Annotated in this window: 25 protein-coding genes and 1 other annotated feature; all 25 genes read left to right on the top strand. The window is 35.7% G+C overall.

What is annotated here, in order from left to right:
* The first annotated feature begins 64 nt into the window (after positions 1-64).
* The 25 genes from spoVE (at position 65) to PY093_RS00855 (ending at position 24,505) form a co-directional block, all read left to right on the top strand.
* Entirely contained in the window at positions 65-1,165 is a 1,101-nt protein-coding gene (spoVE, locus tag PY093_RS00975; RefSeq protein ID WP_275643980.1) for a stage V sporulation protein E, read from the top strand.
* 326 nt (positions 1,166-1,491) lie between these two features.
* On the top strand, positions 1,492-2,583 hold the full coding sequence (gene murG, locus PY093_RS00970; RefSeq protein ID WP_275643979.1) for an undecaprenyldiphospho-muramoylpentapeptide beta-N-acetylglucosaminyltransferase: 1,092 nt from the start codon (positions 1,492-1,494) through the stop codon (positions 2,581-2,583).
* Positions 2,584-2,679: 96 nt separating this feature from the next.
* Positions 2,680-3,588, top strand: a complete 909-nt coding sequence (murB, locus tag PY093_RS00965) for a UDP-N-acetylmuramate dehydrogenase (protein ID WP_275643978.1) — start codon at positions 2,680-2,682, stop codon at positions 3,586-3,588.
* A 180-nt stretch (positions 3,589-3,768) separates the two neighbouring features.
* On the top strand, positions 3,769-4,548 hold the full coding sequence (locus PY093_RS00960) for a cell division protein FtsQ/DivIB (RefSeq protein ID WP_275643977.1): 780 nt from the start codon (positions 3,769-3,771) through the stop codon (positions 4,546-4,548).
* Positions 4,532-5,239 carry a DUF881 domain-containing protein gene (locus PY093_RS00955; RefSeq protein WP_275643976.1) on the top strand — a complete coding sequence of 236 codons (708 nt, stop codon included), beginning with the start codon at positions 4,532-4,534 and terminating at the stop codon, positions 5,237-5,239. The genes PY093_RS00960 and PY093_RS00955 overlap by 17 nt, the downstream gene beginning before the upstream one ends.
* 168 nt (positions 5,240-5,407) lie before the next feature.
* A complete protein-coding gene (locus tag PY093_RS00950) occupies positions 5,408-6,124 on the top strand; it encodes a DUF881 domain-containing protein (protein ID WP_275643975.1) in 717 nt (238 codons plus the stop codon).
* Entirely contained in the window at positions 6,124-6,486 is a 363-nt protein-coding gene (locus PY093_RS00945) for a small basic family protein (RefSeq protein ID WP_275643974.1), read from the top strand. Before PY093_RS00950 ends, PY093_RS00945 begins: the two co-directional genes overlap by 1 nt.
* 132 nt (positions 6,487-6,618) lie before the next feature.
* A complete protein-coding gene (gene ftsA / locus PY093_RS00940) occupies positions 6,619-7,908 on the top strand; it encodes a cell division protein FtsA (RefSeq protein ID WP_275643973.1) in 1,290 nt (429 codons plus the stop codon).
* A gap of 43 nt (positions 7,909-7,951) precedes the next feature.
* Positions 7,952-9,091: a cell division protein FtsZ gene (ftsZ, locus tag PY093_RS00935; RefSeq protein ID WP_275643972.1), complete on the top strand. Its 1,140-nt coding sequence runs from the start codon at positions 7,952-7,954 to the stop codon at positions 9,089-9,091.
* A 517-nt stretch (positions 9,092-9,608) separates the two neighbouring features.
* Positions 9,609-10,538, top strand: a complete 930-nt coding sequence (gene spoIIGA / locus PY093_RS00930; RefSeq protein WP_275643971.1) for a sigma-E processing peptidase SpoIIGA — start codon at positions 9,609-9,611, stop codon at positions 10,536-10,538.
* Positions 10,539-10,592: 54 nt separating this feature from the next.
* Positions 10,593-11,312, top strand: coding sequence for an RNA polymerase sporulation sigma factor SigE (sigE, locus tag PY093_RS00925; protein ID WP_275643970.1), 720 nt, complete (start codon positions 10,593-10,595; stop codon positions 11,310-11,312).
* A gap of 114 nt (positions 11,313-11,426) precedes the next feature.
* Positions 11,427-12,248, top strand: coding sequence for an RNA polymerase sporulation sigma factor SigG (gene sigG / locus PY093_RS00920; protein ID WP_275644183.1), 822 nt, complete (start codon positions 11,427-11,429; stop codon positions 12,246-12,248).
* Positions 12,249-12,431: 183 nt separating this feature from the next.
* The gene (locus PY093_RS00915) at positions 12,432-12,677 is read left to right on the top strand and encodes a YlmC/YmxH family sporulation protein (RefSeq protein ID WP_275643969.1); all 246 of its coding nucleotides are present in this window, start codon (positions 12,432-12,434) and stop codon (positions 12,675-12,677) included.
* A 108-nt stretch (positions 12,678-12,785) separates the two neighbouring features.
* Positions 12,786-13,622: a peptidoglycan editing factor PgeF gene (pgeF, locus tag PY093_RS00910; RefSeq protein WP_275643968.1), complete on the top strand. Its 837-nt coding sequence runs from the start codon at positions 12,786-12,788 to the stop codon at positions 13,620-13,622.
* Entirely contained in the window at positions 13,622-14,299 is a 678-nt protein-coding gene (locus PY093_RS00905) for a YggS family pyridoxal phosphate-dependent enzyme (protein ID WP_275643967.1), read from the top strand. The genes pgeF and PY093_RS00905 overlap by 1 nt, the downstream gene beginning before the upstream one ends.
* 13 nt (positions 14,300-14,312) lie before the next feature.
* A complete protein-coding gene (locus PY093_RS00900) occupies positions 14,313-14,750 on the top strand; it encodes a cell division protein SepF (RefSeq protein WP_275643966.1) in 438 nt (145 codons plus the stop codon).
* A gap of 6 nt (positions 14,751-14,756) precedes the next feature.
* A complete protein-coding gene (locus PY093_RS00895; protein ID WP_275643965.1) occupies positions 14,757-15,017 on the top strand; it encodes a YggT family protein in 261 nt (86 codons plus the stop codon).
* A gap of 198 nt (positions 15,018-15,215) precedes the next feature.
* A complete protein-coding gene (locus PY093_RS00890; RefSeq protein ID WP_275643964.1) occupies positions 15,216-15,989 on the top strand; it encodes a YlmH family RNA-binding protein in 774 nt (257 codons plus the stop codon).
* 217 nt (positions 15,990-16,206) lie between these two features.
* A complete protein-coding gene (locus tag PY093_RS00885) occupies positions 16,207-16,719 on the top strand; it encodes a DivIVA domain-containing protein (RefSeq protein WP_275643963.1) in 513 nt (170 codons plus the stop codon).
* A 47-nt stretch (positions 16,720-16,766) separates the two neighbouring features.
* Positions 16,767-17,019: a binding site (T-box leader), on the top strand.
* 108 nt (positions 17,020-17,127) lie between these two features.
* Positions 17,128-19,884 (top strand): isoleucine--tRNA ligase, encoded by a 2,757-nt coding sequence (ileS, locus tag PY093_RS00880; RefSeq protein ID WP_275643962.1) that lies wholly within the window; start codon positions 17,128-17,130, stop codon positions 19,882-19,884.
* 355 nt (positions 19,885-20,239) lie between these two features.
* Positions 20,240-20,602, top strand: coding sequence for a TraR/DksA family transcriptional regulator (locus tag PY093_RS00875; protein ID WP_275643961.1), 363 nt, complete (start codon positions 20,240-20,242; stop codon positions 20,600-20,602).
* Between the two features lie 139 nt (positions 20,603-20,741).
* Complete coding sequence (gene lspA / locus PY093_RS00870; protein WP_275643960.1) at positions 20,742-21,218, top strand: signal peptidase II; 477 nt, start codon at positions 20,742-20,744, stop codon at positions 21,216-21,218.
* Positions 21,205-22,119, top strand: coding sequence for an RluA family pseudouridine synthase (locus tag PY093_RS00865; RefSeq protein ID WP_275643959.1), 915 nt, complete (start codon positions 21,205-21,207; stop codon positions 22,117-22,119). The genes lspA and PY093_RS00865 overlap by 14 nt, the downstream gene beginning before the upstream one ends.
* A 300-nt stretch (positions 22,120-22,419) precedes the next feature.
* Positions 22,420-22,962: a bifunctional pyr operon transcriptional regulator/uracil phosphoribosyltransferase PyrR gene (gene pyrR, locus PY093_RS00860; protein WP_275643958.1), complete on the top strand. Its 543-nt coding sequence runs from the start codon at positions 22,420-22,422 to the stop codon at positions 22,960-22,962.
* A 217-nt stretch (positions 22,963-23,179) separates the two neighbouring features.
* Positions 23,180-24,505 (top strand): solute carrier family 23 protein, encoded by a 1,326-nt coding sequence (locus PY093_RS00855; RefSeq protein ID WP_275643957.1) that lies wholly within the window; start codon positions 23,180-23,182, stop codon positions 24,503-24,505.
* Positions 24,506-24,594 lie beyond the last annotated feature (89 nt).

The following is a 24,594-nucleotide window of genomic DNA, read 5'->3' as shown; positions in this document are numbered from 1 at the left end:
TTTTTACATATTATACTTAACACCGTGCAACAAGCCCTTAATCTAAGATCTTGAGGTGTTTACGTTGTCGACCAAAAAATCCACGCCCGACATTATATTAATTGTAATAACATTATCCCTTCTAGCTGTCGGATTAATCATGGTTTATAGCGCTAGTGCAATTTGGGCGACTTATAAATTCGACGATTCGTTCTTTTTTGCTAAGCGTCAGCTATTATTTGCAGGTGTTGGGGTAGTCGCTATGTTTTTTATTATGAACCTAGATTATTGGACTTGGAGAACATGGGCAAAAATCCTTATCATTACTTGTTTTGTTTTATTAGCCATAGTTTTAATACCAGGGATCGGAATGGAAAGAAACGGTTCTCGGAGTTGGATCGGTGTTGGTGCATTTTCAGTTCAACCGTCTGAGTTTATGAAGCTTGCAATGATAGCATTTCTAGCTAAGTATCTATCAGAGAATCAAAAAAAGATCACATCTTTTAAAAAAGGCTTAGTACCATCCCTTTCACTTGTTTTTCTTGCTTTTGCAATGATCATGCTTCAACCAGATCTTGGTACTGGTACTGTTATGGTTGGTACTTCTGTTGTAATGATTTACGTTGCAGGGGCTAGAATCAGTCATTTTGTAGGATTAGGGTTACTAGGATTAGCTGGATTTATAGGGTTAATACTATCCGCTCCATACAGAATAAAACGGATAACATCCTTCCTTAACCCTTGGGAAGATCCTCTTGACAGTGGCTTTCAAATTATCCAATCACTCTATGCAATAGGCCCTGGTGGATTGTTTGGACTCGGATTAGGACAGAGTAGACAGAAATTCTTCTATCTACCTGAGCCTCAAACAGATTTCATTTTTGCAATTCTAGCAGAGGAATTAGGTTTTATTGGCGGTTCGTTTGTTATTTTGTTGTTTAGCCTTTTGTTATGGAGAGGTGTTAGAATTGCACTAGGTGCTCCGGATTTGTATGGTAGTTTTTTAGGGATTGGAATAATCGGGATGATTGCAATCCAAGTAATTATAAATATTGGGGTAGTAACAGGGTTAATGCCGGTTACTGGGATAACCCTTCCATTTCTAAGTTATGGTGGGTCATCACTAACCTTAATGTTAATGGCGGTCGGTGTTTTATTAAACATTAGCCGTTATGCAAGATATTAATATAAAAAACTACTTCTTTGATAGGATAGCGAGTGATATAATTAGTAGTGATGAGAGAAACCCTGTTTAACCAACAACAGGGTTTATATTCTGTTTAAAAATAATTGAAAGCAGGCGCGCCCTGCGCTTTTCTTAAAAGATAAGAAAGTATAAAACGTTTGTACCTAGTTTTAATGTCTAGCTCCGGGCGCCATCGGCTCGAGGTCATAAGCCATTTCCTTTAAGAAGGAAACCCCCCCTTCTTAAAGGAACCGTCTTATGCTTGTCGCCGATAGGCGGGCGCCCTGCGCTTTTCTTATTATCATCAAGGAGGTTGTTTTGCTTCTATGAAAATTGCAATTAGTGGTGGTGGAACAGGTGGGCATATTTATCCTGCCTTAGCGCTTATAAAAGAAATTAAGAAGCTTAATTCTAATGCGGAGTTTTTATATATCGGAACAGAGAATGGTTTAGAAAACACGATTGTAAAGAGAGAAAATATCTCATTTAAATCGATTGAAATTACCGGATTCAAGCGCAAAATCTCACTAGATAATGTTAAAACTGTGATGAGGTTTTTAAAAGGAGTAAGTGTTAGTAAACGTTATCTAAAAGAATTTAAACCAGATGTTGTCATAGGTACAGGAGGGTATGTTTGTGGCCCAGTCGTTTATGCTGCATCCAAATTACATATTCCAACCATTATTCATGAACAAAATAGTGTGCCCGGATTAACAAATAAGTTTTTATCACGCTATGTTGACAAGGTGGCCATTTGTTTTGAGGAGGCAAGACATTATTTTCCAAATAACAAGGTTGTATTAACAGGAAACCCTCGTGCTTCAGAAGTAGTAGGTAAAAACGGCATAATTGGTAGAGAATCTGTAGGCTTAAGCAATACTAAACGTTCTGTCTTAATAGTTGGTGGAAGTAGAGGAGCCAGACCGATAAATGATGCTTTCCTCGACATTCTAACAGAGATTGGTAAAAAAGATTACCAGGTATTATATGTTACAGGTGAAGTCCATTATGAAAATGTTATACAAAAGGTTAACGAAGTTGGAAATCCTGAAAATGTTATCATAAAGCCCTTTATTCATAACATGCCTGAGGTATTATCAGGTGTTGATTTAATTGTCGCAAGAGCTGGGGCAACCACATTAGCAGAAATAACAGCTATAGGTCTGCCTAGTATACTAATACCTAGTCCATATGTTACAAACAATCATCAAGAAAAGAACGCTCGAGCTCTTAGTGATAATGGAGCGGCTATATTACGCTTAGAAAAAGAAATGAATGGAGACAAATTATTGTCTGATATTGACTCGGTATTATTAGACAATAAAGAATTGGAAAGAATGAAAGAAGCATCAGAGAAACTAGGTATACAGGATGCTTCAACAAGATTATATAATCTCATTGTTAACCTAAAAAAATAGAAGTGTACCTTTAGGCGAAATTTAAGCATAAACTAATAAAAAAATAGATTTTTATCTAATTCTTTCAGATTTAACCATTTGTCAGGGAGGTTTATAATGGATACAATCGTTCAGGAATTACTAGATGCAGACGTCGGAAAAGTACTAGTAAATGAACCATTAGCAAATCATACAACAATAAAGATTGGTGGACCAACCGATCTCTTTATAGAGCCAAAGAATATTGACAGTATACAAAGAACAATAGGCATTATTAAAAAACACGGTATTCAATGGCGAGCTATTGGCAGAGGTTCCAATCTTTTAGTGTCAGATAAAGGTATCGAAGGTGCTGTCATCAAACTAGGAGATGGCGTAGACCATTTAAAAATAGACGGAGAAACAATTACAGTTGGTGGTGGATTTTCTGTTATTAAATTATCAACTATGATTAGCAAAAAAGGGTTATCTGGGCTTGAATTTGCAAGCGGTATTCCAGGATCAGTTGGTGGAGCAGTCTACATGAATGCTGGAGCACATGGGTCAGACATCTCGAAGATAATTAAAAAGGCGCATATCTTATTTGAAGATGGGACAATGGAATGGTTTTTAAATGAAGAGTTGCAGTATTCTTATCGAACATCTATCTTGCAGAAGGAACGACCAGGTATTTGTATTGAAGCCGTTTTTGAATTAGTTTCTGGTGCACGAGAAGAAATCGTGGCATTAATGAAAAAAAACAAGGATTACAGGAGAAATACACAACCTTGGAACTTCCCTTGTGCAGGTAGTATTTTTAGAAATCCACTTCCGAATTATGCTGGGAGATTAATTGAGGATTCTGGATTAAAAGGACATAGCATTGGTGGGGCAAAAATTTCAGAGTTACATGGTAACTTTATTGTCAATACTGGCACTGCAAAAGCTCAAGATGTACTAGATTTAATCCAATTTGTAAAAGAGACGATAAAAGAATTACATGATATAAATTTGGAGACAGAAGTTGAAATTATAGGGCGAAAGTAACATGGATTCTAGAACCTAAATAATTACATCTGTGATATAATATTATTGATTAACGTTAAACGGCATGTAATATGCCGTTGTTTCTCTTTAAGACGTTCTAAACATTGTTGTCGTTAAGGCCCTCTTTAGATTGGAATGTTTATCAAATAGTTATCTCGTATCTAGTGTGGGGTGAATGTATTGTCAAAAGGGAAAGTTGTTACGATTGAAGATCGTATTCCGAAGCTTAAACAAAAGAGAAAACAAAAAGCAAACAAAAGATTGGTTATCTACATATCCTTCTTTTTTCTTCTGATTATAGGTGTGGCTTATATTCAATCTCCACTTAGTAAAGTGTCTCAGGTGAAAATAACTGGAAATTATAATGTTTCAGAAACTGAGATTAAAAAGTTAAGCACTCTATCAGAACGGACAAGCTTTTGGAGCATAAATGTCAAAAAAATGACTGAACAAATCGAAGCGCATGAACAAATAAAGTCTGCTACGATAGACAAAAAGCTCCCAAACACTGTTATTATTAATGTTGAAGAACATAAAAGAGTTGCCTATATATTAAATAAAGAAAAATATTTGCCGATTTTAGAAAATGGACAGATTTTAGATTCAGTAAAAGAAACATTGGCCCCTGCTGATGCACCCATTCTACAGAACTGGGAAAAGGGTGAGGATATTCAAGAGATGGCAGTTGAATTATCAAAACTGCCAGATAGTATCACAAATTCTATTTCAGAAATTCATCATTCTCCTGAAAAATCAGATCCATTACATATCACGTTATTTATGAATGACGGATATGAAGTTAGTGCAACGGTTAGAAGTTTTTCTGAGAAAATGTCAGCCTACCCTTCAATCATAAGCGAACTGGACCCAAGTTTAAAAGGCGTTATTTACCTTGAGGTAGTTCCTTATTTTAAGGCTTATGAACGAGAGGATGAAAAAGAAGATGAAAGTGAAAGGTAAGCATGTTATTCTTTCCTTCGTATGTTTAGTACTTGGATTCATGATCTCTTTTTCTTATCAATTTACTAAAACAGAGGTTGCAAAAGGAAAACCTACTGAAAGACAATGGACGAAAGAATTTGAGTATCGAAACCAAATAATTGAACAAGAGGAAAAAAACCGTTTACTCCAACAAGAGTTATACGAAAAACAAGAAAATGTACGTGAAATTGAAGAAGAACTAGCAAAAGGAGAACAAGAAAAAATTTATTTTAATCTTGTGGAAGATGTTGAAAATCTCCGGATGTATGTGGGTGAAGTAAAAGTAAAAGGCCAAGGTTTACAGGTTACCTTAGAGGACGCTTCATACTCACCATCAGGTGAGGATGTTAACGATTATATAGTTCATGAAGGTCACCTCTTTAAAGTGATAAATGAGTTGTACATATCTGGTGCCCAAGCAGTTTCGGTAAATGGCAAAAGACTTTCACGTGATTCCTATATATATTGTGATGGTCCTGTCGTAACTGTTGATGGGAACCAATTTCCGGCACCGTTTGTTATTTCTGCCATTGGAAACCCAGAGGTTTTAATTCCAGCGTTAAATATAAATGGTGGTGTTATTGATCAGCTCCTTGCAGACAATATTGTAGTAAAAACAGAAAAAAAATCTGAAATAGTAATGGACCCGTTACTGCAAACAAATGAATAATATAATTTCGTTTGGCTCTTTTTTTAAAAGATTGGTTGTTATTACCATATAAAATAGGTGTGTTTGAGATTTTGAGAAAAAGATGCCACAATCCTAGTTAAATAAAATAGTACTTCAAAAGCAACGAAGTTAAAAAGTCTTTTGTTACAAAGAAAGATGGTGGTTTTGTTGGACAAAAAATCTAGTATAAGTTTTACAATTGTGACAGTCGTGATCGGTATAATGATAGCCGTCCAATTCCAAACCATAAAAGAACCAGTAGTGCGAGATACAAGGGATACTTGGGAATTAAGAGAAGACCTTAAAAGACAGCAGGAACTTAATTCTGAGCTTTTATCTGAGATTTATAAATATGAAGAAAAGATTGTCAAATATGAATCAGAAAAGGACGACAGCAAAGAAGAAATTCTTCGAGAAACATTAGAAGAGTTACGGGTTATGGCTGGATTGACTGAAGTAACTGGACCTGGAATTATTCTTACAGTTGAACCTGCTTTTAATTCTGTTGGGGCACCGGTAAGTTATGTGTCACCAGAACTTTTGCGAAGATTGGTGAACGAACTAAATTCGTATGAGGCTGATGAAATATCAATTGATGGGCACAGGGTGATAAATACAACAGTAATACGTGAAATACAGCAATACACAAAAATTGACACCTATCCTATTCGTTCTCTTCCGATTGAAATCAAAGTGATAACGAAGGATGCAGAAAAACTTTCAAACCGGATGAAAGTATCTAACTCAATACAAGATTTCTTTTCTGATAATCTTATCCTATCCGTTTCAGAACCATTAAATGAAGTAACGGTTCCAGCGTATGAAGACTCAATTCGAATTAAAGATCTAGAGCCATTTACTGCTGGAAAAGGAGGGAAATCATAATGTGGCTCCCGATTATTGGATTACTTATTGGTATACTATTAGGCTTATCCTCGGAATTTAAAATTCCTGATGAATACTCCAATTATTTATCGATTGCCGTACTTGCCGCGCTTGATACATTATTTGGTGGTATACGAGCCCATTTACAAAATATTTACGATCAAGCCGTCTTCGTCTCAGGTTTTTTCTTTAATATTCTTCTAGCAACAAGTTTAGCTTTTCTAGGTGTTCATCTTGGTGTAGACTTGTATTTAGTAGCGGTATTTGCTTTTGGAGTTAGACTATTTCAGAACATTGCCGTCATAAGAAGGATTTTAATAACAAAATGGAGTCTTTCTAGAGATAAAATTGAAAAAAAGTGAATTATTTAAAAGGGAAAATACTGTATTTGTTGAATACTACTTTTATATAACTAATTTTTTAATTAATTATAAGCTGTTGTTCTTCAAATATGATACGTAAGATGCTTTAATTGTTAAAGGAGGTGCCAAAGAATGAACAACAATGAAATTTATGTAAGTCTTGACATCGGTACATCCAGTGTTAAAGTGATCATTGGTGAAATGGGCCATGATTCTTTAAACATAATTGGTGTGGGAAATGTAAAATCTGAAGGACTTAAAAAAGGTTCAATTGTAGATATAGATGAAACCGTTCATTCTATTAAAAAGGCTGTTGAACAAGCTGAACGAATGGTAGGCATTCCTATTAATCAAGTTGTAGTTAGTGTACCTGCCAACAATGTTCACTTACAGGAATGTCATGGAGTAGTGGCAGTCTCGAGTGAAAGTCGTGAAAATCGTGAGATTAGTAATGAAGATGTAGTGCGAGTAATTGAAGCAGCACAGTTTGTTTCTATACCACCTGAGCGTGAAATAATTGATGTAGTTCCTAAGCAATTTATTGTTGATGGATATGATGAAATCAGTGATCCACGAGGAATGTTAGGTGTCCGTTTAGAAATGCAAGGTACAATCATTACAACTTCAAGAACGATATTACATAATTTATTACGTTGTGTTGAACGTGCAGGACTTACGATTGCTGCAATATGCTTACAACCATTAGCCGCAGGTTCTATTACTCTCTCAGAAGATGAAAAAAATCTAGGCGTAGCCTTAGTAGATATTGGCGGTGGCTCAACGACTATTGCAATATTTAAAGATGGTTTTTTACAATCTGCAAGCGTTATTCCAGTTGGTGGAGATCATATTACAAAGGATATCTCAATAGGCTTACGAACATCTACTGAAGATGCTGAAAAGATTAAGATTAAACATGGACATGCTTTCTATGATCATGCTTCAGAGGAAGAAGTGTTTAGTGTTCCAATCATTGGGAGTGACCAGCATCAACAGTTTAATCAGTTAGAGATTTCTGATATAGTTGAAGCAAGATTAGAGGAAATTTTCGATTTATTGCAAAATGATTTAAAAAAGCTTAATGTTAGAGACCTACCCGGAGGATTCGTACTTACAGGTGGGGTTGTTAATTTACCAGGAGTATTAGAATTAGCCCAGGTTGTTTTGCAAAGTAATGTTAGGATAGCAAAACCTGATTATATCGGCGTTCGTGAACCACAGTTTTCAACTGGAGTAGGACTAATTAAATTTGCGAATGAACATGCGAAAATACAGGGTAAACGAATTGGTTCAACTGTTTCTCAAGATAATGGAGAAAAAAGAGTTTCTAAACAACCACAAGCAAAATACAAACCAAAAACAAATGACGATCAAAATATTGGAAAAAAAGTTAAAAGATTTTTCGGTTACTTCTTTGAATAGAAGGTACCGAGAAGTTCTTTCGATGAATTAGGAGGACCTTGAGATGTTGGAGTTAGATACAAGTCTTGATCAATTAGCAACGATTAAAGTAATTGGTGTCGGAGGCGGAGGAAACAACGCTGTAAACCGTATGATTGAGCATGGTGTGCAGGGTGTTGATTTTATCGCAGTGAATACAGATGCACAAGCATTAAATCTTTCTAAAGCAGATATTAAAATGCAAATTGGTGGAAAGCTGACACGTGGTTTAGGTGCGGGTGCAAATCCAGAGGTTGGGAAAAAAGCTGCTGAAGAAAGTAGAGAACAAATTGAAGAAGTATTAAAAGGTGCAGATATGGTTTTCGTAACTGCTGGTATGGGTGGAGGCACAGGAACAGGTGCAGCCCCAGTTATAGCTCAAATTGCAAGAGATTTAGGTGCTTTAACTGTAGGTGTTGTAACACGACCATTTACTTTTGAAGGCAAAAAAAGAGCAACTCAAGCAGCTGGAGGAATAGCTTCAATGAAAGAGGGAGTAGATACATTAATTGTCATCCCTAATGACCGCTTACTTGAGATTGTAGATAAAAACACACCAATGCTAGAAGCATTTAGAGAAGCCGACAACGTATTACGACAGGGTGTTCAAGGTATTTCAGACCTAATCGCAGTTCCTGGTTTAATTAACCTTGATTTTGCCGATGTTAAAACAATTATGTCCAACAAAGGTTCAGCATTGATGGGGATCGGTATGTCAACTGGTGAAAATCGTGCTGCAGAAGCAGCTAAACGTGCCATCTCAAGTCCTCTATTAGAAACGTCTATTGATGGTGCACAAGGTGTTCTAATGAATATCACTGGTGGTTCTAACTTAAGTCTATATGAGGTGCAAGAAGCGGCAGATATTGTTGCATCTGCATCAGATGAAGAAGTAAACATGATCTTCGGCTCTGTTATTAATGAGAACTTAAAGGATGAAATTTTAGTTACTGTAATTGCAACTGGCTTTAGTGAAGCAGACATTAACCCTGCAAAATCAGTTCGACCAACAATCAATACGAATAAACCTACTGTTTCGGGATCAAGAGATACTAAACGTGAGGACGTTTCACATGATAACTCTACCCGTACAAATCAACATTCACAAGCTGACGAGGCGCTAGATATTCCTACTTTCTTAAGAAATCGAAACCGCCGTAGGTAAGGAACAAAAGCGCAGGGCGCCCGCTTATCGGCGACAAGCATAAGACGGTTCCTTTAAGAAGGTGGTTTTACCTTCTTAAAGGAAATGGCTTATACCATAGAGCCGATGGCGCCTGGAGCTAGACGTAGATAGACAAAAGACACGAAGTTATACACAACCTTACAATTTTATAAATTCCTTAACAGTTAAAAAAGACATGAATCTTAAAGATTCATGTCTTTTTTTGTTTCATTTTTCAATGGGAGGCTCCCGAGCGGTTTATTATAAATTTAACAATACTATATTTGAAAAATAAATTTTTAAAGGGAAAATAATAAATAAACAGCCAGAAACTTACAAAATAGATACAATAAGCATTATTTTACAATTTTCGAAGAAATCTATCAAAATTTCTCCACTCTAATCGGCATGAAGTGACAGACTTCCATATAGAATGTACTATATACTATTTTTTAATAGCTCTTATTTCACGATCACAACCTGTTTATTACGATTATGTTTTGAAAGGAGAAAGCGTTTGTACATCTACCTTGATGTAATATGGTTGTTGAACTTTTTTTTTGATGGTTTGTTACTATATTTAACAGCACTTATTCTAAAAAGGAAAATTACCATTTGGAGATTAGTAGCCGGTTCATTGTTGGGATCTTTAATCGTAATATTAATGGTTTCTCCTTTATCAATGTATGCAACACACCCTGTCATAAAACTCATCTTTTCATTTTTTATTATAGGAATAGCATTTGGATACAAGCGTTTTCGATTCTTTTTTCAAAATCTAGTAACTTTTTATTTTGCAACATTTATGGTTGGGGGTGGGATGATTGGTGTTCATTATTTCCTAAAATATGAAATGGAAATAATGAATGGGGTACTGATGACAAATACGAACCAATTTGGAAATCCTGTAAGCTGGGGGTTTGTATTACTTGGTTTTCCGTTATTATGGTTCTTTACCCGTAAGCAAATCGGTGAGATAGAAATGAAGAAAATTCAATATGACCAAATAGCCAAGGTGGTTATTACCATTGAAAATAAAGAAATTCAGTTAAAGGGTCTTATAGATAGTGGTAATCAATTATATGATCCGATTACAAAGAGTCCGGTTTTAATTGTAGATGTAAATAAAACAGGGGAGTACTTCCCAGAAAGTATTATCGAACAATCAAAAAACATGGATTCCTTCACTACGGATGAATCTGATCAAGATATGCACAAATGGGAAAATAGAGTAAGAATCATACCATATCGTGGAGTTGGACAGGAGCATCAGTTTCTACTTGCTTTAAAACCTGACGAAATTACAATTTTTCATAGTAATGAGCAAATAATTGTGAAAAAAGGGCTCGTAGCTCTTAATCATACGATTTTATCATCTGATGGGGAGTATGACTGTATTATCCATCCGAAGATGCTCACTTCATCATCCATTCAGTCTGCGTCTTAGTGTTACTAATACTATCATACTCATCAATTTTCAAATTAGAAGGAGGAACTTTACATGGTCAAACTAAAACTTCGCTTAACATATTTATGGTATAAGTTTTTACTTAAGATTGGGATTAAAACTGATGAAATATACTACATAGGTGGCAGTGAAGCATTACCACCTCCACTATCGAAAGATGAAGAAGAACTCCTGCTCATAAAGCTACCTACAGGTGATAAGGCAGCAAGATCTATCCTTATCGAAAGGAATTTAAGGTTGGTTGTTTATATCGCTAGAAAGTTTGAAAATACTGGGATTAATATAGAAGACCTTATAAGTATTGGTACAATTGGTCTTATTAAAGCGGTCAATACATTTAATCCGGAAAAGAAAATTAAATTGGCTACATATGCTTCTAGATGTATTGAAAATGAAATACTAATGTACCTTAGAAGAAATAATAAAATTCGTTCTGAAGTATCCTTTGATGAACCATTAAACATCGATTGGGACGGGAATGAATTGTTGCTTTCAGATGTATTAGGAACGGATGAAGATATTATTACGAAGGACTTGGAAGCAAATGTCGATAAAAAATTATTAATTAAAGCATTACATCAATTAAATGAACGTGAAAAACAAATAATGGAACTTCGTTTTGGTTTAATTGGTGGAGAAGAAAAGACACAAAAAGACGTTGCGGATATGTTAGGTATATCCCAATCTTATATATCAAGACTAGAAAAGAGAATTATTAAAAGATTACGCAAAGAATTTAATAAAATGGTTTGACTAAAAATATTTTACTCGATAGGTTGCTTATTATACAGGCATCTTATCGAGTTTTCTTTTCGTTTTTGTAAAAATCGCAAGAATAGCTTGTGCATATTTTTCCCTCCAAAGGAGATACTTAACTTTGTACAGCAACTCCTGTTAGGAGGGAAAGAATTGACTCGAAATAAGGTAGAAATTTGTGGTGTAGATACTTCAAAGCTTCCAGTACTAAAGAATGAAGAAATGAGAAAACTTTTTAGAGAGATGCAAAGTGGTAATTTAACTGCGCGAGAAAAGTTAGTTAATGGTAATTTAAGACTTGTTCTTAGTGTCATTCAACGTTTTAACAACAGAGGAGAATTTGTGGATGACTTGTTTCAAGTTGGCTGCATTGGACTGATGAAATCAATTGATAATTTTGATTTAGGTCAAAATGTAAAATTCTCAACATATGCTGTGCCGATGATTATCGGTGAGATTCGTCGATACTTACGTGATAATAATCCAATCAGAGTTTCGCGCTCATTGCGTGACATTGCCTACAAAGCATTGCAGGTCAGGGAAAGATTAATGAGTGAAACATCAAGAGAACCGACTGCAGAAGAAATTTCGAAGGTTCTAGATGTTCCACATGAAGAAATTGTCTTTGCGCTAGACGCTATCCAAGACCCAGTATCTTTATTTGAACCAATTTATAATGATGGTGGGGATCCAATATTTGTAATGGATCAGTTGAGTGACGAGCGCAATCGTGATTCTACCTGGATTGAAGAAATTGCCTTAAAAGAGGGTATGAGGCGACTAAACGAGCGTGAAAAGCTAATATTAAGAAAACGCTTTTTCCAAGGTAAGACGCAAATGGAAGTTGCTGAAGAAATTGGAATTTCACAGGCTCAAGTTTCTCGTCTTGAAAAAGCAGCAATTAGACAAATGAATAAAAACATTCAGAATTAATTGTCAGAACTGTTCACATGTGAGCAGTTCTTTTTATGTGTATTTAGTGTCAAAAACACTTGCTAACCTACAAAAACATATGGAACGGATTATAAATATGCGAAAAAAGAATATTTTACTCATGATTGTTGGTGACGGAATCATATAGTACAGTAAAAGGTGTTTTTGGAGGGCGGAAACAGCATGATCCATATTTCAGAATTTCAGACGAAGGAAGTTGTTAATGTAGGAGATGGAAGGCGTTTGGGAAACATCACTGATTTTGATATTAACTTAACGTCTGGTAAGATAGATGCTATTATTATCTCAGGTCCTGGAAAGGTACTCGGCTTCTTTGGACGGGATGAACCCGTAACCATACCCTGGAGAAATATAGTAAAGGTAGGGACTGATGTGATTCTTGTCAGATATCAAAGTAATTTGGAGTAATTTTTAGCTTTCTTTTGACATTTTTCTAACATATTCGCACTCTCTTTTGTAAAACTATGATAAAATAGGGGAAAGCAGGAATATTTTTATGATAAAGGAAAGAAATCTATGACCGATGCTATTTTTTCTCAAACAAGCGAAGCTGTTCTGAAAATAAATACGTGGAAAGATATAGCCCCGGAAGTTGTAGCAGGATTTACAACTAAACAGGGTGGTTTTAGTAACTTGCCATTTTTTTCTTTTAACTTAGGACTACATGTAGAAGATGAAATTGGCTTAGTCTCATTAAACCGAAAAAAATTATCAAACGAAATTGGTTTTACAACCTCTAATTGGGTTTGTTCAGAGCAAATCCATGATAATAAAATTGTCGAAGTTACAAAGCAACATCTTGGCAAAGGGGTTTTTACATATGAAGATAGTATCAAAAATACAGATGGTCTTTACACTAAGGAAACCAATGTTCTTTTAACGCTTTGCTATGCAGATTGTGTTCCGCTTTATTTTCTAGCACCTAAACGTAGTATTATTGGTGCCGCACATGCTGGATGGAAGGGAACAGTCAAAGATATCGCCGGAGAAATGATTAGAACTTGGGGTTGTGATGAAAACGTCGATCCTAGAGACATTTTCGTTGTAATTGGTCCTTCGATTGGTATATGTTGTTACATTGTTGATAGCTTTGTTATTGATGCCGTGAATAAAGTTCTAAACATAAATCAAATAACCCCATATGCTTTAATAAGTGATGGACAATATTCTCTGGATCTAAAAATGTTAAATCAATTACTCTTGGTCCAAGCAGGGGTCCCACATGAAAACATACAAGTTTCCTCCTATTGCACAAGCTGTGAAAATGACTTGTTTTTTTCACATCGCCGTGATAAAGGAAGGACTGGCAGAATGGCTAGTTTTATTGGACTCAGGGGAGGTCTAAATACATAATGAATGTAAAACAAAATTTACAAGCTATAGAAAAGCTTATAGCTATCTCTTGTGAACGTACAAAAAGAAAGACAAGCACTGTAAAGATTATTGCCGTAACAAAGTATGTCAGTGTAGAGCGAGCCAAAGAAGCGATTTCTTCAGGTATTGTACATTTGGGAGAAAATCGTGATGTAGGTTTACTCGAAAAACACGACAAAATCGGCAATGATGCTTCCTGGCATTTTATAGGATCCCTCCAGACTAAAAAGGTGAAACATATTATTGATAAAATTGATTATATTCATTCATTAGATCGATTGTCATTAGCCGCTGAGATTGATAAACGTTCAGCTAAAAAGATTAAGTGTTTTGTTCAAATAAATGTCTCTAAAGAAGAATCGAAGCATGGCGTTACCCCTGAAGAGCTTTTGGAATTTGTAAAAGCAGTAGAACCATATCCTAACATATTAATAGTTGGTTTAATGACAATGGCCCCATTTACGGAAGATCAGGATTTAATCAGATCTTGCTTTAGGAGGCTTAGTGAATTGCGAAATGATGTACAAGCTTTAAATCTCCGTCATGCTCCATGTACAGAATTATCAATGGGTATGTCTAATGATTTTCAGCTTGCTGTTGAAGAAGGTGCTACATTTATTCGATTAGGCACCTCTTTAGTAGGTAAAGAATTTTAAGGGGGTGCTCCTTGTGAGTCTGAAATCAAAGTTTAAAAGTTTCTTTGCATTAGAAGATGAATACGAATACAATGAAGAAGAATATTTTGAAGAAGAAGAGCTAGAACCTGTTAAGCCAACTAGGTCGGCCGCTAAGCAAAATGTAGTAAGTCTGCAAAGTGTGCAAAAGTCATCAAAGGTAATTTTATATGAACCACGAGCATATGCAGAAGCACAAGAGATTGCAGACCATTTAAAAAGTCGACGTGCAGTTGTTGTTAACCTGCAACGTATCCAACATGATCAAGCAAAAAGAATTATCGATTTTTTGAGTGGTACTGTGTATGCGATTGGTGGCGACATTCAACGAATTGGAACAAATATCTTTTTGTGTACACCTGAAAATGTTGATGTTTCAGGGAATATATCTGATATCGTAACTGATGATGAGCTATCAGAAAAGAGGTGGTAGGTCAAAATGGATGTAGTATTAAGATCATTAGAAGGACTAATTCAACTTTATTCATATGCGTTAATTGCATATATACTAATGTCGTGGTTTCCTAATGCAAGAGAATCCCGAATAGGTCAATTTTTAACAAAAATTTGTGAACCATATTTAGAGCCTTTTCGTAAAATAATTCCATCGCTTGGGATGATTGACATTTCTCCAATTGTTGCAATATTTGTATTAAATTTCGCGACCTTGGGATTGAGAACATTATTTGGAATGTTTTAATAATGGCTAAAGAAAGAAGCTCGGCTTATGCCGAGTTTCTTTTACCTATTAAAGGCCTCTACATTTTGAGTAGGATATTTTGATATAAATGGTTGCTTCGTCAAACAATAGACCGGTATAGTGGTAACTTTTTTGACCATCTAAACCCTATAATTGCTCTTAGAGCAACAAGTTTTCAGTATGGGAGAACGTTCAAAAATGAGTATTTATCAGCATTTTCGAAAAGAAGAGCATGCTTTTATTGATCAGGTTTTATCATGGAGGGAATTGGTGTTAACTCAATATTCTCCGAAAAACACTGATTTTCTCGATCCTAGAGAACAAGAAATTGTTAGACAGATTATTGGAAATGATCTAGAAATAAAGGTTGAATTATTTGGCGGTCATTCTTCATCAGAACGAAAACGAGCCATAGTATCTCCACATTATTTCATTCCAGAAGTCGACGATTTCCAACTATCACTTTTCCAACTTAATTATCCTTCTAAGTTTGTATCAATTGATCATCGGAAAATTCTTGGTTCATTAATGTCATTAGGTCTAAAGAGATCGAAGTTTGGCGATATACTCACCAACGGAGATCAGGTTCAGATCGTTGTTGCAAAAGAAATTAGTGACTATATAAAAATGAATCTACAAGCAATAGGAAAAGCAACCATTTCAATTGACGAAATCTCTTTTTCTACTATCATTACGGCTGAAGAAATTTGGTATGAGCAAGCAATAACTGTCTCCTCTTTGCGTTTGGATGTAGTTCTATCTGCAATAACTAATCTTTCAAGACAAAAAGTACAGGTACTTATCCAAAGTGGTGTAGTCAAAGTTAATTGGAAAACAATAGATCAACCTGCTTTTGAATGTAAGGAAGATGATGTACTTTCAGTTAGGGGGTATGGACGAAGTAAGCTAATAACAATAGAAGGAAAAACAAAAAAAGAAAAATGGCGAATAATTGTAGGTAAGCAAAAATAATTTATAATATTTTGAAGGATTTTGACTTTCTAGTGTCGAATATGTCGAATAGAGATTGAAATATAATTGGTCTTAATTAACTAGCTTTACAAAATAGGGAGTTCACTATCAGAAAAATGAGTCGAAATCAGAGATTTGAGAAGTATTGGATAGATGCACTGTGGGTCTCTATCTATCTGTAAATAATACATATAATTCACTACTGGAGGTGGCATTAGTGCCTTTAACGCCATTGGATATTCATAATAAAGAATTTAACAAAGGTTTTCGTGGGTATGACGAAGATGAGGTAAATGAGTTTCTTGACCAAGTTATCAAGGACTATGAATTAGTTATTCGTGAAAAAAAGGAACTTGAAGCTAAGTTAACAGAGCAAGGTGAAAAATTAAGCCATTTTACAAATATTGAAATGACGTTGAATAAATCAATTTTGATTGCTCAAGAAACAGCAGAGGATGTAAAGAGAAACGCACAAAAAGAAGCGAAATTAATTATAAAAGAGGCAGAGAAAAATGCAGATCGGATAATAAACGAATCACTAGCGAAATCAAGAAAAATAGCTATCGAAATTGAAGAGCTAAAAAAGCAATCAAAGGTCTTTAGAAATAGATTTAGAATGCTTATTGAAGCTCAGCTTGATTTGATTCAAACAGACGATTGGGATCATTTAATGGAATATAATGTTGAGCCTGTATTTGATGAATCTGAAGATAATAAAAGCGTGACTTGACGTTTGGCTTTTAAGTAGCATATAATTTAAGAATAATTCTAGATTGACATGTAACGTAGATAGGGACAGTAGTTTTTTAGAGGCTTATTAAGCGAGTTGGGGATGGTGGAAGCCCGATATAAGTGTTAAAAATGAAGATCACCCTGGAGTTCCTTGCTGAACATGAAGAGTAAGCATAGGCGAGTCATTCACGTTAAAGAATGTTTGAGTGGGCTAATTATTTAGAGAAATGGTGACATAGGTGTACCCTTTTTCATTTAGTCTGTAAGGGTGGTACCGCGAGATCTTCTCGTCCCTTTTGGGATATGAAGGTCTCTTTTTGTTTTTAAAAAAGGTTTGAAATCAAATAACCTTTGGAAAAATTGGAAATGATGTAGTAAGAAACAAGTGATGGAGGAGAATGATTACATGGAGTATAAAGACACGTTATTAATGCCAAAGACAGATTTCCCAATGCGTGGAAATTTACCACATAGGGAGCCGCAAATTCAAGAAAAATGGGAAGAAATGAACATTTATAAAAAAGTTCAAGAGCGCACTAAAGATCGTCCATTGTTTATTTTGCATGATGGACCGCCATATGCAAACGGTGATATTCATATGGGGCATGCTCTAAATAAAATTTTAAAAGATTTTATTGTTCGTTATAAATCAATGAGTGGCTTCTGCGCACCATATGTGCCAGGTTGGGACACTCATGGTTTACCAATAGAAACGGCTCTAACTAAGAATAAAAAGGTAAACCGTAAAGAGTTAACTGTAGCCGAGTTTAGAAAGTTATGTGAAGAGTATGCCTATGAGCAGGTAGATAGTCAGCGTGAGCAATTCAAGCGTTTAGGTGTTCGCGGTGATTGGGAGAACCCATATATTACGTTAAAGCCTGAGTATGAAGCACAACAAATTAAAGTATTCGGTGAAATGGCCAAAAAGGGTTATATCTATAAAGGGTTAAAACCTGTATATTGGTCCCCTTCTAGTGAATCAGCACTTGCTGAAGCTGAAATTGAATACCAAGATAAACGTTCTGCCTCTATCTACGTTGGATTTAATGTGAAGGATGGTAAAGGCGTGCTTGAGGGTGATGTGCAAATTGTTATTTGGACAACAACGCCATGGACTATTCCTGCAAACTTAGGAATTTCTGTTCATCCTGACCTAGAATATAGTGTAGTGGAAGTAAGTGGTAAAAAGTTTGTTGTTGCTACAGATTTAGTAGAAGCTGTCACAAAAGAATTTGAATGGGATAATGTTGCAACTGTTAAAAAAGTTAAAGGTCTTCAATTGGAAAACATTGTTGCAAAGCACCCTCTTTATGATCGCGACTCATTAGTAATGTGTGGAGAACATGTTACAACTGATGCAGGAACAGGCTGTGTTCATACTGCACCAGGACACGGGGAAGATGATTTTATTATAGGTCAAAAATATGGCTTAAGTGTACTCTGTCCAGTTGATGAAAAAGGTTATATGACAAAAGAAGCACCTGGATTCGAAGGACTATTTTATGATGAGGCGAATAAGTCAATTACTGAAAAATTAAAAGAAGTGGATGCTTTATTAAAATTATCCTTTATTAAACATTCATATCCACATGACTGGCGTACAAAGAAGCCAACTATTTTCAGAGCAACAGCTCAGTGGTTTGCGTCAATTAAAGATTTTCGTTCTGATCTTATGGACGCAGTGAAAGAAACAAAGTGGGTTCCTGCATGGGGAGAAACTCGTCTATTTAACATGGTACGTGACCGTGGAGATTGGTGTATTTCACGTCAACGTGCATGGGGCGTACCAATTCCTGTATTTTATGGGGAAGATGGGTTGCCAATCATTACTGATGAAACGATTGACCACGTTTCAAATTTATTTAGAGAACATGGTTCAAATGTCTGGTTTGAACGAGATGCCAAGGATTTAATACCAAAAGGCTTTACACATGAATCAAGTCCAAACGGTATCTTCACGAAAGAGACGGATATTATGGATGTATGGTTCGATTCAGGTTCTTCACATCAAGCGGTACTAGTTGAAAGAGATGATTTACAGCGTCCTGCAGATCTTTACCTAGAAGGTTCTGACCAGTATCGTGGTTGGTTTAACTCTTCACTTTCTACAGCAGTAGCTGTTACAGGTAAAGCTCCATATAAGGGTGTATTAAGCCACGGTTTTGCTCTTGATGGAGAAGGGCGTAAGATGAGTAAATCAATTGGTAACGTAGTTGTTCCTTCAAAAGTTATGAACCAGTTAGGTGCTGATATTTTACGTTTGTGGGTAGCGTCAGTTGATTATCAATCCGATGTACGTGTGTCAGATAATATCTTAAAACAAGTTGCAGAAGTTTATAGAAAAATTCGTAATACATTCCGCTTCCTACTAGGTAATTTAGCAGACTTTACACCAGATCAAGCACTAGATGTGAAGGATTTGCGTGAAGTAGATCGCTATATGCTTGTTAAATTAAATAAGCTAATTTCGAAGACTAAAGCATCTTACGAAAATTACGAATTCGCTGCTATTTTCCACGCTGTTCATAATTTCTGTACAATTGAATTAAGCTCGTTTTATTTGGATTTTGCAAAAGATGTGCTATACATTGAGGCTGTAGATAATAAAGAACGTCGTGCCATTCAAACTGTGCTTTATGAAACATTACTTGCTTTAACTAAGCTTGTAGCGCCAATTCTTTCTCACACAGCTGATGAAGTTTGGAGCCATATCGAATTTGTAAGTGAGGAAAGTGTTCAGTTAGTTGATATGCCAGAGGCAAGAGAAGTTGATCAGGCAGAAGAGATTGAAACGAAATGGGATTCCTTTATGTCTTTAAGAGATGACGTATTAAAGGCCCTTGAGGTGGCTAGAAACGATAAAGTTATCGGAAAATCGTTAAGCGCAAGTATTTCATTGTATCCAAATGAGAAAACTAAACAGCTCCTTGAGTCAGTTGAAGAAAGCCTAAAACAACTGTTCATTGTATCTGGCTTTGAAATCAGTGGTAATTATGAAGATGCACCTGAACAAGCACAGAGCTTTGGTCAGGTGAAAATTGTAGTTGGAACTGCAGAAGGAAAAACATGTGAACGCTGCTGGGTAGTTTCTACAACAGTTGGTGTAAATTCTAAGCAGCCAACAGTATGTGAACGTTGTGCAAGTGTTGTAACTACAAATTAATGCTTAAGTTATTGAAAAGTTAATCATTACTTGCGAATCTAATCAGCATAAGCTGGGATTTCAAGACATAGTATATAAATATGGCAAAAACGAAAAAGACCTTGTTTTCAAGGTCTTTTTCAATGTTTAGGAAATTATAAAATTGTAAGGTTGTCGCGCATTGGTAAATTTTGTAATATGTTAGCTTGTTAACCGACAAAAAAAATATAAAATCTCGAATGTTTTACTGAAAATGAAAAATGAAATAAAGCAAAAGATAGGAAAAACTTGTGGGCTTTAAAGTTGTTAATTTCGGTTACACTATCACTACTATCTTATTAGCATTAATCAAAAGCATTACAAGGAGGCGTTCTTATTGAACGGTCAATATGCAGAGATTAAAGCAGAATTAGAAATTACAAAACAGGAGCTTCAATCAAGACTTTTTTCCCATGCTGCTTTTTATGAAATGAGTGCAGAGTTCGGATATGAAAAAGATCATTCAGAAAAAGAAAAAATAATTTTACACCATGTAAAAGAAGATTATCAGGATGTACAGCTAGCACTATGGAAGATAGAAAATGGGACCTATGGTATTTGTGAGGATACAGGAGAAACCATTCCTCTTGAAAAACTCAATATTCTTCCCACTGCAAGATCAATTTCTGATTTTACCTATAGTCATTTTTACGAAAAAAATGTTTATCCCCAAACGTACAACCCACATGTAATGTCCTAAAACAGGAGTGTTAATCACTTCTGTTTTTTAGATTTACATATCTAGGTTTTTTCCTTATCTCATGCAATTAATTGTGCACTCTAAACAATTATGCTAAAATTCTAAAGTAGATAAAATGTTATGATAGGGGGGTACTATGATGATTTATTATATAATCGCACTACTAATCATTTTGGTTGATCAGTTGACAAAATGGGCAATTGTGTCATATATGAATTTGGGACAAAGTATTACTGTAATTGAAAACTTCCTTTACATAACTTCCCATCGAAATCGTGGTGCTGCATGGGGGATTTTACAAGGTCAAATGTGGTTCTTTTATATAATCACGGTTATAGTGGTAGCAATACTTGTAATTTATATTCAAAGATTGCCTAAACAACAACGCTTAATGGGTATAGCATTGGGGTTGATGCTTGGCGGAGCAATTGGGAATTTTATCGACCGTATTTTCCGCAAGGAAGTTGTCGACTTTATAAATACATACATTTTCACATATGATTTCCCTATCTTTAATATTGCGGATTCAGCACTAGTTGTTGGTGTTGGTCTTGTTTTAATTTTAACATTGCTTGAAGGTAAACAAGAGAAGGAGACATCTAATGAATCAATTTGAAGTGAAAATTGAGCAAGAACAAAAAGGCGATCGAATTGATAAAGCCGTATCAACTATAAATAATGGATGGTCAAGAAATCAAGTTCAACAATGGATCAAAGAAGGACTAGTAACTGTAAACGGTAAAAGTATTAAATCAAACTATAAAGTTAATGAGGGAGATAATATCCTCATAATGTTACCTGAACCCGTCGAGCTCGATGTCGTTCCAGAAGAAATGAATCTTGATATATACTATGAAGATAGTGATGTGTTAGTCGTAAACAAGCCAAGAGGAATGGTTGTACATCCTGCACCCGGCCATGCGTCAGGGACTCTTGTAAATGGTTTAATGGCACATTGTAAAGATCTTTCAGGTATTAATGGTGTGTTAAGACCAGGAATTGTACATCGTATCGATAAGGATACCTCAGGCTTATTGATGGTTGCTAAAAATGATGTGGCACATGAATCGTTAGTAAATCAATTAGTGAAAAAAACAGTAACTAGGAAATACAAAGCAATTGTTCATGGAATCATCCAGCATGACCACGGTACAATTGACGCCCCTATTGGAAGAGATAAACGTGATCGCCAAAGTATGACAGTAATTGATGAAAATAGTAAAGAGGCTATCACTCATTTTAATGTATTAGATCGTTTTATGGATTTTACGTTTGTTGAATGTCAACTTGAAACAGGGAGAACACATCAGATTCGTGTTCATATGAAATACATTGGCTTTCCACTTGCAGGCGATCCTAAATATGGACCTAAAAAAACATTACCTATTGATGGTCAGGCTTTACATGCAGGTATTTTAGGTTTTATGCATCCCAGAACACAAGAGTATTTAGAATTTGAAGCACCATTGCCAGAAGAATTCGAACAGATCCTTACATTGCTCAAAAATCGTAGTTGACAAATTTCGATTCGTTTTGTATGATTATTTTAGTTAAATAAGACCCTTTAATACAGTCCCGTGAGGCTGAGAAGGAATCGGACAGGAAATAATAGGCCATCTGTGCCTATACTTCCCACTACCGAACCTCTCGCCAATGGTGAGAGGTTTTTTGCAAAGATAAGAAAGTATAAAAATTTGAACCTAGTTTTAGTGTCTAGCTCCGGGCGCCCTGCGCTTTTCTTATTGAATATTGCTTAACACTTGGCAACCTGAGCTTTTCGGGTACTATAAAAACTATAAATTAGTGAGGTGATTGCAATGGTCCAAAAAGCAATTTTATTAGATGATCAGGCGATAAGTCGAGCGCTAACGAGGATTGCACATGAAATTATCGAACGAAACAAGGGTATTGATAATTGTATCCTTGTTGGTATTAAAACAAGAGGTATACATCTTGCTAAAAGATTAGCCGAAAGAATTGAACAAATAGAGGGTAAACCAATAGTTGTAGGTGAACTTGATATTACACTGTACCGTGATGATTTAACAAAAAAGACAGCCGATCAAGAACCGTTAGTAAAAGGCTCTGATATTCCTGTTAATATCACAAATATGAAAGTTATTCTTATAGATGATGTACTCTTCACCGGCCGTACTGTTAGAGCTGCACTTGATGCTCTTATTGATATTGGCAGACCTGCGCAGATACAATTAGCAGTCCTGGCTGATCGTGGTCATCGTGAATTGCCGATTCGAGCAGATTTTGTTGGGAAAAACATACCAACATCAAATTCAGAAAAAATTGTTGTAGAATTAATAGAGATTGATAAGGTTGACCAAGTGTCAATACATGAAAAATAAGTTTCCCTTTTTAAGGTGGTCCGGTGAGGCTAACAAAGGGGGGTATGTTATTTTTGCTTAAAAAAGCAGAAACTACAAAAACCTCTTTGTGTCTATATAGACTCGAAAGAGGTTTTTTATTTAAGCACAATCCTCCAGTATTTAGTAACGTGATACACAACAAGGTATGGATTAAAACGAAATTTCAAGAGACGATATATACGAGGAGGAAAAAGAAATGAATACAGAGAATGAAAAAATTATTTTAGATGTGCATGATAAGCCATCGTTAGGAAAATGGCTACCACTTAGTTTACAGCATTTATTTGCAATGTTTGGTGCAACAATATTAGTTCCTTATCTTGTTGGATTAAGTCCAGCAGTTGCGTTAATATCAAGTGGATTGGGTACAATTGCATTCTTGCTAATTACCAAAGGTCAGGTTCCTGCTTATCTAGGATCATCCTTTGCTTTTATCACACCTATTATTGCAGCAAAGGCTCTTGGTGGACCAGGTGGAGCAATGATTGGAAGTTTATTGGCAGGGATAGTATATGGAATAGTTGCTTTACTCATAAAAAATGCTGGTTATAAGTGGGTTATGAAATTACTTCCACCTGTGGTCGTAGGACCAGTTATCATCGTTATTGGTTTGGGATTGGCGAATGTTGCTGTTGGGATGGCAATGTATGAGAATTCCGGTGCACCTGCAGATCAATTAATATATAGCTCAACACATCTCTTTGTAGCCCTGGTTACACTTGCAATAACAATTGTTAGTGCAATATTTTTTAGAGGATTTTTTGGTCTAATACCTGTACTAGTAGGAATTGTCGGTGGTTATCTTTTTGCAACCACTATGGGGCTTGTTGACTTAACTGGAGTTAGAGAGGCTGCTTGGATTGAAGCTCCAGATTTCCTAATCCCATTTGTTAGCTATACACCAATATTTACTTGGGATATTGCATTATTAATGGTTCCTGTTGCTATTGTTACTTTGTCAGAACATATTGGTCACCAAATGGTTTTAAGTGATGTGGTAGGTAGAAATTATATAAAGAACCCGGGACTTCATAGATCAATTCTTGGTGATGGTGTTGCGACAATGATTGCTGCCTTAATTGGTGGCCCGCCAAACACAACATATGGAGAAAACATTGGTGTTCTTGCAATAACAAGAGTATATAGTGTGTTTGTTATTGCTGGAGCAGCCGTAATCGCAATTTTATTCGGATTTATCGGCAAAATTACAGCTCTAATTAGTTCTGTACCAACGGCTGTTATGGGTGGCGTTTCAATCTTACTGTTTGGTATCATCGCTTCTTCTGGGTTACGGATGCTAGTTGACGGTAAAATTGACTTTGGTGAGAAACGAAACCTAATTATTTCGTCAGTAATCCTAGTAATTGGAATTGGTGGGGCATTTATTAAAGTAAGTGAAAACTTTGAACTACATGGCATGGCATTAGCAGCCATTCTGGGTATCGTTCTTAACCTGATCTTACCAGGAAGAGATAAAAAACCAGAAACTATTAATGAACGTGATAAAAATTCTGTTGCATAGTATCACCTTTTAATTAAGTCCAGAGAGACTTTCAAGGGTGTGGTAGATGGCTAAGGACTTTGAGTGCTTAGTCATGTAAACAAACCGCT

The organism is Cytobacillus sp. S13-E01 (assembly GCF_029193815.1).
Lineage (GTDB): Bacteria > Bacillota > Bacilli > Bacillales > Bacillaceae_L > Bacillus_BV.
This window is presented reverse-complemented; position numbering and strand designations above follow the sequence as displayed.

Coding starts and splice junctions, on each gene's coding strand:
- PY093_RS00865 (WP_275643959.1), top strand. CDS start 21,205: ATGAATCAATTTGAAGTGAAAATTGAGCAAGAACAAAAAGGCGATCGA.
- sigE (WP_275643970.1), top strand. CDS start 10,593: ATGGTCAAACTAAAACTTCGCTTAACATATTTATGGTATAAGTTTTTA.
- PY093_RS00915 (WP_275643969.1), top strand. CDS start 12,432: ATGATCCATATTTCAGAATTTCAGACGAAGGAAGTTGTTAATGTAGGA.
- pyrR (WP_275643958.1), top strand. CDS start 22,420: ATGGTCCAAAAAGCAATTTTATTAGATGATCAGGCGATAAGTCGAGCG.
- PY093_RS00855 (WP_275643957.1), top strand. CDS start 23,180: ATGAATACAGAGAATGAAAAAATTATTTTAGATGTGCATGATAAGCCA.
- PY093_RS00895 (WP_275643965.1), top strand. CDS start 14,757: ATGGATGTAGTATTAAGATCATTAGAAGGACTAATTCAACTTTATTCA.
- lspA (WP_275643960.1), top strand. CDS start 20,742: ATGATTTATTATATAATCGCACTACTAATCATTTTGGTTGATCAGTTG.
- murB (WP_275643978.1), top strand. CDS start 2,680: ATGGATACAATCGTTCAGGAATTACTAGATGCAGACGTCGGAAAAGTA.
- PY093_RS00955 (WP_275643976.1), top strand. CDS start 4,532: ATGAAAGTGAAAGGTAAGCATGTTATTCTTTCCTTCGTATGTTTAGTA.
- PY093_RS00945 (WP_275643974.1), top strand. CDS start 6,124: ATGTGGCTCCCGATTATTGGATTACTTATTGGTATACTATTAGGCTTA.
- PY093_RS00890 (WP_275643964.1), top strand. CDS start 15,216: ATGAGTATTTATCAGCATTTTCGAAAAGAAGAGCATGCTTTTATTGAT.
- ftsA (WP_275643973.1), top strand. CDS start 6,619: ATGAACAACAATGAAATTTATGTAAGTCTTGACATCGGTACATCCAGT.
- pgeF (WP_275643968.1), top strand. CDS start 12,786: ATGACCGATGCTATTTTTTCTCAAACAAGCGAAGCTGTTCTGAAAATA.
- murG (WP_275643979.1), top strand. CDS start 1,492: ATGAAAATTGCAATTAGTGGTGGTGGAACAGGTGGGCATATTTATCCT.
- ileS (WP_275643962.1), top strand. CDS start 17,128: ATGGAGTATAAAGACACGTTATTAATGCCAAAGACAGATTTCCCAATG.
- ftsZ (WP_275643972.1), top strand. CDS start 7,952: ATGTTGGAGTTAGATACAAGTCTTGATCAATTAGCAACGATTAAAGTA.
- PY093_RS00905 (WP_275643967.1), top strand. CDS start 13,622: ATGAATGTAAAACAAAATTTACAAGCTATAGAAAAGCTTATAGCTATC.